General features: G+C 37.3%; 6 protein-coding genes. 2 read left to right on the forward strand and 4 right to left on the reverse strand.

Annotated elements, in window-relative coordinates; translation table 11 throughout:
* The first annotated feature begins 30 nt into the window (after positions 1-30).
* Both Q7Q81_RS04685 and trxA read left to right on the forward strand, forming a co-directional pair.
* Positions 31-915 carry an NAD(P)/FAD-dependent oxidoreductase gene (locus Q7Q81_RS04685; RefSeq protein WP_304274002.1) on the forward strand — a complete coding sequence of 295 codons (885 nt, stop codon included), beginning with the start codon at positions 31-33 and terminating at the stop codon, positions 913-915.
* A gap of 37 nt (positions 916-952) precedes the next feature.
* Complete coding sequence (gene trxA, locus Q7Q81_RS04690) at positions 953-1,258, forward strand: thioredoxin (RefSeq protein ID WP_009146017.1); 306 nt, start codon at positions 953-955, stop codon at positions 1,256-1,258.
* Between the two features lie 142 nt (positions 1,259-1,400).
* On the opposite strand, the gene Q7Q81_RS04695 is transcribed toward trxA, so the two are convergent.
* Genes Q7Q81_RS04695 through zorA form a run of 4 tightly spaced genes read right to left on the reverse strand, consistent with a single transcriptional unit; the run spans position 1,401 to position 9,007 of the window.
* On the reverse strand, positions 1,401-4,586 hold the full coding sequence (locus Q7Q81_RS04695) for an SNF2-related protein (RefSeq protein WP_304274005.1): 3,186 nt from the start codon (positions 4,584-4,586) through the stop codon (positions 1,401-1,403).
* Between the two features lie 6 nt (positions 4,587-4,592).
* Complete coding sequence (locus tag Q7Q81_RS04700) at positions 4,593-5,960, reverse strand: EH signature domain-containing protein (RefSeq protein WP_304274007.1); 1,368 nt, start codon at positions 5,958-5,960, stop codon at positions 4,593-4,595.
* Positions 5,950-6,699 carry an OmpA/MotB family protein gene (locus Q7Q81_RS04705; RefSeq protein WP_304274009.1) on the reverse strand — a complete coding sequence of 250 codons (750 nt, stop codon included), beginning with the start codon at positions 6,697-6,699 and terminating at the stop codon, positions 5,950-5,952. Before Q7Q81_RS04705 ends, Q7Q81_RS04700 begins: the two co-directional genes overlap by 11 nt.
* Before the next feature lie 10 nt (positions 6,700-6,709).
* Positions 6,710-9,007: an anti-phage ZorAB system protein ZorA gene (gene zorA, locus Q7Q81_RS04710; RefSeq protein WP_304274011.1), complete on the reverse strand. Its 2,298-nt coding sequence runs from the start codon at positions 9,005-9,007 to the stop codon at positions 6,710-6,712.
* Positions 9,008-9,348: the final 341 nt, after the last annotated feature.

Genomic DNA, 9,348 nt, shown 5'->3' on the forward strand with positions numbered 1-9,348 from the left:
ATCTCAGTTTATATTTACAGGAGGCTGCCTATGACGAACAACATTAAGCAAGCGATTATTATTGGCGGTGGCCCCGCCGGAGTAAGCGCCGCTCTGTATCTGGCGCGCGCCGGTCAAAAGGTATGCATCATCGAAAACGGCCCCGGCGCACTGGCCAAGGCACATAAAATCGACAATTATTACGGCATTGCCGCTTCCGGCGCCAAGCTTTACGCGGCAGGACTGGAGCAGGCACGCTCTTTGGGCGTAGAAATTTTGCAGGATGAGGTTCTCGGCGTGGAATACACCGACTGCTTCACGCTCAGTTTAAAAAACACAGACGAGCAGCTACAGACGGAAGCTCTTGTTCTGGCTACCGGCAGCAAGAATATTACGCTCAACCTTCCCGGTCTTATTGAGCTGGAGGGCAAGGGCATAAGCTATTGCGCCGTCTGCGACGGCTTCTTCTTCCGCAAAAAGCGGGTGGCGGTTTTAGGCAACGGCGCCTATGCTCTGCACGAGGCGGCTTATCTTAAGCAGCTGACAGGCAGCGTCACTATCCTGACCAACGGTCAAAGCGGCGACGCAGCCAAGGCTGCAGGCTTTGAGGTAAACACCTCTGTGCTGCAGGCAGTAGAAGGCAACGGCAAGCTCAGCAGCATCCGCTTTACCGACGGTAGCACGCTGGCCGTCGACGGCTTGTTCATCGCTCTTGGCACGGCAGACAGCACCGATATGGCACGCAAGCTCGGCGCAGAGCTGAACGGACGCTTCATCCGTATCGACGGCGACGGAGCGACTAACATCCCCGGACTTTTCGCTGCCGGCGACTGCACGGGAGGCTTGATGCAGGTGGCTAAGGCAGTACACGAGGGCGCACGCGCAGGCCTGACAGCGTTAAAGTTTTTGCGCCAACATAAGACAGAAGAAAAATAACTAAAATTTTTACCAAAACACCTAAGGAGTGATAATTATGGCATTAGAAATTACTACAGCAAACTTTGAGCAGGAGGTTACCAATTCTACCCAAACAGTTCTCGTTGATTTTTGGGCATCCTGGTGCGGCCCCTGCCGTATGCAAGCTCCGATTTTGGAAGCCTTTGCTCAGGAGCACAGCGATATCAAGATTACCAAATGCAACGTTGATGATAATCCGGAGCTGGCAGAAAAATTTGCTATCATGAGCATCCCCAGCCTGCTGGTTTTCAAAAGCGGCAAGCTGGTAAAATCCGCAGTCGGCCTGCACGATAAGGAAGCGCTGGCAGCATTGGTAAAATAATTTCTTGACGAAAAAATCCCGGTTATGGTTTTTGAAGGAACCATGCCGGGATGTTCTTTGTTTTGAAGCATAAAAAGTTGCCACACATATTAGAGAATGTATAATATGTTGCCACTCAAAACTTCTCCCATAGATTACACATCTACATTTTGGCAACAGGGTATTGATTCAAGAGAGCTACCAATTGATTGCGTGCAACTAATGTAACATCATTTTGCAATGCCAGTTCTTTAGCATTTACAGTAAAATCATTGGCATTAGTAATCACAAGTGTCTGAAATTCACATGCATAGCGTGCTTCATAAAAAGCCTTGGCACTATATATTTCCTGTACACCGCAAGCATTCATATTACTATTTCCCGCTGTTTGTTTACACTGAATCAACAAACCTTCTTTGCGTGCATTATCTTTCCATGCTATAACATCCGCTCCCTTATCATTAGAAGCAGGTGTCTTAATAGTTTGATAACCCATTTTCAGATAAAGTTTGGAAACGACCTCCTCAAAAGCCAATCCAGTCAATCTATCAATATCCTCTATTTGCCAATACAAAACTTCGTCACCGTTCACGCTAACTTTTGTCAGATCATCAAACATCTTATTGATGTCATCTGCTGATTCTAATGTTGGGAAAAGCACATTTTCACTAAGACTACGTTTAAATGACATTAACCCTTCCAGCTTTTCATCAAAGGAATTTCCTTCGCCCAAATCAGGACAATAAGCTATAGGTATATAAACTGTTACATCTTTTTTCTGTCCTATGCGATATGCTCTATCAGTCGCTTGGTCCTCCTTAGCAGGATTCCAAGTTCTACTAAGATGTATCACATGATTTGCCGATACGATATTTAACCCTACTCCGGCAGCTTCCGGAGAAAGAATCAAAACAGAAAAGCCATCAGTTGCATTAAAATCGTCTATAGCTGTTTGTCTTTTAGTGCCATTCATATCTCCATTAATAGGAGTTTGTACCTTAATCCCAAAAAATCCTTGAATTAAATATTGCAGCAGCAATTGCATTTTCTTACTAACAACAAACAACAACGCCTTTTCGTTCTTCAACCTCACATTCATCAAAATTTCGAAAGTTTTTTTCAACCGCGCAGACTCATTAATAATTTTATTTGCTTCTTCAGGTGATAAGCTTTCTACTCTCATTGTTGATAACCGCGGATGCAAAGATATATCCCTCAACTTAGCAATAACAGAAAAAGCTGATCCCTTTTCTTCTCTAAAATTACGAACCACATTTTTATATGTCTCAGCCTGCACCTTAGGCATTATCGCTTTGCATAGTTTTACGTGTTTTTGAGGTAATCCCTTAAGATGCTGACATTTTAAACGACGTAAAAAAAGCGGTTCTAACTTTATCTGCAAATCAGTACCTAATTGTTTTATCGCTTCAGCGTCATATCTATTAGCCTTAAGATTTTTTTGGTAATTGTCATTAAACCAAGAAAAGCTGCCAAGTTTACCTGGCTGAACAAAATCCATAATACTCCATAAATCAATCCAAGAATTTTCCACGGGAGTACCACTTAAACAAATAGCGAAATCATATTTCATTCCCTTCAAAGCTTGTGTTTGACTAGCTGACGGATTTTTTATTTTCTGAGCTTCATCAACAATAACTATACTCCAAGGAACTTTACCAAATTCCAGTTGACAACTGCGTAATGTTTCATATGTTGTTTGAACAATGCAATCCTTATATGCTTCAGCAAAATTTGTAAGCTTCAGCTTTCCATTCTCTTTAAAATTCTGCAAACCAGTGCTATGTAATTCAACAACATCGGAAAAAATACCTTGTGGTATAAATTTAAAGACTTCTTCCTTCCAATTACGTAAAAGTGCTACCGGTGCAACAATAAGCACTGGAGCATCAAGCTTAGCCGGGAACTGCTTTTTCACACCCGCAATAAAAGCTAACGTCTGCATAGTTTTACCCAAACCCATATCATCAGCCAAAAGCACTCCCTTATATCCATCACACCATTGCTTATACATCCAAGCAATGCCTTCCTTTTGATGCTCAAAAAGTTCAATTTCCTGCTTCAAAGCATTAATAAGCACAGACTTTTCTCGTATATTATCATAATCTGTAGAATAATCTATTCTTTGTTCGTTAGTTTTTATTCCCAAAACATTTTTCCCTTTGGGTTTTTCTTCAGGAAATTCTGCTTCTTTTTTCTCTTCTTTCCTCCTTTTATATTTGGCAATACGCTCTAAAAGGGTTTCATCTATTTCAATTATTTTACCATCTATCTCTAATGTAATTTTCCCCTTAGATTGAGCCTCTTCAACTTTCTCCACAACCTCATCTGTAATTTCTACATCTATAGGTTTAACTTCTGTGGTACCTTCTTCTGGAAGCCATCCACCTTCATTTAATCCCTCTACACCAAAATACTTATAATTTTTATTAATGAAACCATACACACGGTCAGAATAAACGCCCTCAGGAAATTCAAAAACACCTTCTCCAAAATATTGCCAAGGATTATTTTTGAATCTCTCATATTCTTCTTCCGAAAAACTATCCGTAGTTTTAATTTTTTCTAATCCAGCCTTAACTGCTTCACCACATACATACTTAACTCTATTATTATCTAGATAAATATCTTTGGCAGTAGCACTTCTATTGAAAGCTTGTTGAAATAACTTGGAATCCATCATTTCATAACTGCCGTTTTCATCAGTCTTTAATAAAACAGGTTCTGGATGGTATACCCCTAAATCCTCTTGCTTAACAAATTCAACACTAAGCTTATCAGGACAAACAACATGAGTTGATTCGATATGCCCACTAAATTCTGCGTTAATTGTTTTTCCGTACTGTTTAATCTTGCTAAGATTTTCCAGATTATATTTTTGTACTTTACTACCATTAGGTAACTTAACTATGATCTCATTGCACCGCTTCGCTGTTGTCAACAGCAAATATTGCTCTCTGCGCAAAATATACTCTCTAGATTTATCTATTCGCACATACGAGCCTATGATTTCTGGATTAATAAAAATTTCTCCATTCGGCTGCAAAAGAGAAACCTGATAATGGAATGTATTGTACGCTACATTTCCCCTGTCATTCTCAACCCGAAATTGATAAGGAAATATACTAGGTAATGTCAAAAGCTCCTGCTCATCCGAAGCAAGTTCTACTGCTTTCTCATGCCTAAGCAAATAACCCTCTACTGTTTTTTCAGCCTTATCGCTAACAACTAACATATCTAGATAATCTTTAAGAATGGTATTTTTTTCTTCAAGTAAACCTATTGCAAAGAAAAATCCATTTTCATTTATCCGCCATATTTTGTCATGCATATTACCTTAACCCCAATCAAATCTACTCTTTCTTATGCCACAATTCTTCGCCAACCATTCTGCTACCTTTTTTTGCCAACTATAAGTATTAGAACTCGAATGAACGAAGGACTCTACACAAATTGATTGTGACATCTTCGCTTTGTTTGTTTTGTTGTCATAAAATTTTACCGGTGCTTTATCCCGGCGCCATATATATAGCCTTCCATTATGACTCCATTCACAAAAAGCATAATCGCCTATCTCAAATAAGAAAGCACTATGATTACTTTCAGAACTATAATCCAATGAACCATAATTTAATAGTTCATCCTTCGCAACTTGCCTTGCTATTCTCTGAGCATCTACGCCAAAGAAAACTTTTGTATTAACAATATAATCAAGGTAAGCACGCCAAAACTTATCTCTATAACGCCACATCCGGTCGGTGGCAGTTTCATCGATAATCTTGAAAAATAATGTAAGGTCATTGTTTGCCAGCCACTTAAGATAAATCTTTTGCGCCTTTTGAGAAACACCTTCTGTACCATTCCACCTTGTTTGATTTAACGGCAACCGAGGATCTCCTAATTTTTCATGGCATACTTTCAGCAAGCACTTCTTCCACTCAGCATCGTTGTTTTTATCCGTTAAAATTATTAAGCTATCTAATAAGGTCGGTAGAACAGACTCATAACCAAGAAAATTAGTCTTAGATAGTTCATCAAAGATTTTATATTTTCGATTGTCATTGCTTCCACTTTTATAATACTCCTTAAGAGTATGCATAACAAATCTACTAGTCTCTAATATACCATTAAAAGCAAGTTTCTCTATAGCGCCCCTCAAGCCATTTTGCTGGTACATCCTATTCATTAATAATTTGCTAGCACTAGTAAATAAGTTATCTTTATATGCAAACATCTTTCTATGAAAACGACTTTTGAAATCATTCTCTTGCTTATTCCTAAAATGAAGCATAATTTTATAAGCAATTGCTGTGGTTTCCCTACTATCTGCATAATTATAAAAATAAATAAACAAAAGTCTACGCAGACGTGTTTCTCTCCTCAAATCAATATACTTAGTGAGCAAAAAATTAAAGAAATCAAAGTTAGTTCCCTTGGCATACAAAATAAACGGCAAATTAGAAATTTCGGAATTACTAAATGTTTCTCCAGAATTTTTATAGATTCTTATAGCTTTACTCTGTAAAGCCACTAAATCCGTTGTTACTTTCGGTTTAACACCCATACCGTATTTTTTTTCCATTTCCATCGACAACATTTTTATCTTACTATTATTTGCATCTTCCAATAATATTCGGTTATAACTGTTTCCTTCGGCTACAGTATTACGAAGCCTTTTTAGTGTTACCAAGAGCTCATTTTTCATTTTTCAGCATTCCTTCTCTAACACTTTTTACAATATTACTATCCTCTTCTACCGGCGGCACCATAGTAAAACGAATATCGATTCTGCGGTTTTGGCTTTTATGCATAGCATCATTAGGAGCTATAGGTCTAGTTTCTCCATATCCACTGCAAGAAAATACATATTCATGCATATATTCTTTTTGTCCTTCTTTATTAAGAAGAACTACAGCATTTTTCAATTCTGCTAATTCTTTATTATCTCCAGATTTCATAACATTCCAAGTATTAATGGCTCTCTGAGTTGACAGTTCCCAATTTGAAGCATATATAGACCCTGCTCCAGTAGGATCACTATCCGTATGCCCTTCAATAAATACTGTTTCTATTTTTCCCTCATACTCTTTACTCTTGAGCGTTTTTAGTAGAACTGCTCCTATTTTACGTACAGTAGCAGGATCATCTACCTCAGCATGTCCAACTCTGAAAAACAATGCTTTTTCCGGTATACGAAGTATGCCTCTTTTTTCATCTATATCAACCTTGATTCCCATTTGTACTATATCATCTCGCAATGACGTAACTAATTTTTCTCTCACTATATTATTTTGCGTTAATTTAGCGGTATTCTGACTAAAGTTCAATATGAAATATGCCAAAGCCAAGATAAATATTGCTAACAAGCCTGCCATTAAATCGCTAATACTAAGATTAAATGTTCCGTTATCCTGCTCAGGAATCCCATGATTATGTCTTCTCATTTGTTAAACCTCATAAACTCCGACTTTTACGCAAAGCTTTTGCAGAGTCAGCTAATGCCTCCGTCATTTCATTCAATTCAGAAATACGATCGCTTAATACAGTAATAGTATTAGTCATACTCTTATCATAATCAGCTAAAGTATTTTTCAAACCACGGTCAGTTGTTGTTTGGTAATTTTTAATGCCACTTTCCAATACTTCAAAAGTTCGTTGCAATTCACCACTCACACCAGCAAAATGCTTTTCGTATGCCTGCCACTGTTTTTGGGTAGAATCCAAACTTTGCAGATATTTATTCAAAGTTACCTCATTCATACGTGCTGTTTCTGCTAAAACTGCATTTTGACTGCTGACCGCCTTGTTGAAATCAGTATTTGCTCTTACAACTTCTACTATTTGCTCTCGTAATCCATTAGTTGCTTGTGTCACCGGTACTGCGGCTGCAGCAAATTTTTCCGCTGACTCACTAGCTTCGTTGACTATCGTGCTTGCCTTTTGTGTAATAGTATCAAATTCATTATAAGCTTTTGTCATAGCATTATCATGACTATCTAGCAATTCTCGCAGTTTATCTACTGTAGCTGACAAATTTTGCCTCATAACAACAGAAGCACTATCCATAGCTTCTGCTTGCTTACCTGCACTCTGTACGTATATATTAGCTGTATCTTCAGCTCTGTTCTTTACAGTATCCACAGTATTAATCAAAGCAGCATTAGCAGTAGCGCTAGCTTCTACCATCTTATCCGTTGCTTTCTTAAGATTTTCATTAACATCATTAAGACCATTTTTAATCTGTTCACAAGTTTCCTCTAATGTCTCCTTTTGCTTCACAGCTGTACTACTCAATGTGTCTTTCAACAGCAGACTTACTTCTGCAATAGCTTTCGTCATTTCAGTATTACTCTTTTCTGCAGCTTCACTCATCTTGCTCATAATACTGTTCATCTGCAAAACAGCTGCTTCTACTTGTGTTTGCTGTGCTTTTGTCGTGTCATTAGTAGTCTTAACTAAATTCTCATTCACATCTGCCAGTACACTTCTTATCTGTTCACAAGTTGCTGTTAATGTAGCATTCTGTTTTTCTGCTGCACTATCAATTGAGCCTTTCATTACAGAAGTTACATCTGCTATTGCACGAGAAAGTTCTCCGCCACCAGCAACAGCTGCTTTACTCATATTATCTGTAACTTCCTGCATCTTTTCAGCCATCTTTTCTATCTGCTCATTTTGTGCTTTCAAAGCATCACTAGACCCTTGCGCTATTTTCTCAGTCAATTCGTCAACCATATTAGACAATTTTTCATTAGCGCTTGCACCTGTTTGTTGTGTAGCAGCAAAGCTTTTTTGCATACTATTCTGCAAGTCAATCAATGTGTTGGCAAAACCTTTCAATTCATTACCAACGCCATCATTAATACCTTCACCAATAGCCTTTACGCCGCCATTATTCAAATTATCTAAGCTTTCCTTAACACCTTGTAATGTAGGAGCTAAATTATCTTGCATTATTTTTGCTAAATCCTTAACAAGTCTATCAAAACTAGGACTCAATTTTTGTTCTAACTGATTTCCTAATGCAATCGCTAATTCAGAACTTAAATTCTGTAACGCCTCCGTCTGCTGCTTATTTTGAATTAAGGTATCAGCCAGCCATATCTCCTGCGTTCTGCGAGGATACATATCCTCTAATATTTCTACAATAGTAACAAGATTATCTTTAACATTTGTTACACACCTATTATGAAAATAATTAAAAAGCAACGCACATAAAACACCCATAACTGACGTCAAAAATGCTGTTGAAATACCACTAAGCAAATTACCAATGCTTGCTTTCATAGCATCAACATCAGCTGTAGTTACATCAACTCCGAACAAACCAATAACAAGTCCTGCGAATGTACCAAATATACCAATACCGGTAAAAATACCACCAAGGTTCTGCCAAAATTCAATATTTAAATTTCTAACAACTGCATAAAAGTTAATATAATCACTAGTTGCTTGTGTAGAATATAAATGCACAATATCTGAATTCTGATAAGCAGTCAGAGTCTTTTTATATTCATTCCAAGACTCTTTCAAAAATTTATTTTCAGAAATTATATTATCAATATCGTAATACCTTAATTCATACTCATCTTTTCTAAACTTCTTTAATTCTTGTGCTGTTTGCTCAAGAGCCATACTAATTTTATCACACTGACTATAAAAATTAGCATAATACTTTTTAATTACCGCAACCAGGATAATAGCAAACCCAATATTAACCATATAAACTTGATAAGCCATAAAAAACTCCATCAACACACTCTCCTCTAAATAATTTATTCATTTCTAATTATAGCACCGTTTATCTTCAACAGCAATTATTTATATTTCAGTATATCTTATTAATCCCAATATTAATTTGCAGGCACTTTCAATAACAATCTCATTAAGACAATCTTTAACAGCAACATTTTCCATATATACTGACTTGCTGCACTAAAAATATTCTTCGAAAACTTCTTTAATATATTTTTATAATAAAAAACAACCTTCTAAAATTAGATTTTTAAGTCTAACTTCAGAAGGTCAGTTGAATACTTTGGCATTGGTCCAAATTTTGGGGTTGGGCTGTTACATGAGTGTGGGTCGACCTA

The organism is Phascolarctobacterium succinatutens (assembly GCF_958453765.1).
Lineage (GTDB): Bacteria > Bacillota > Negativicutes > Acidaminococcales > Acidaminococcaceae > Phascolarctobacterium_A > Phascolarctobacterium_A succinatutens_B.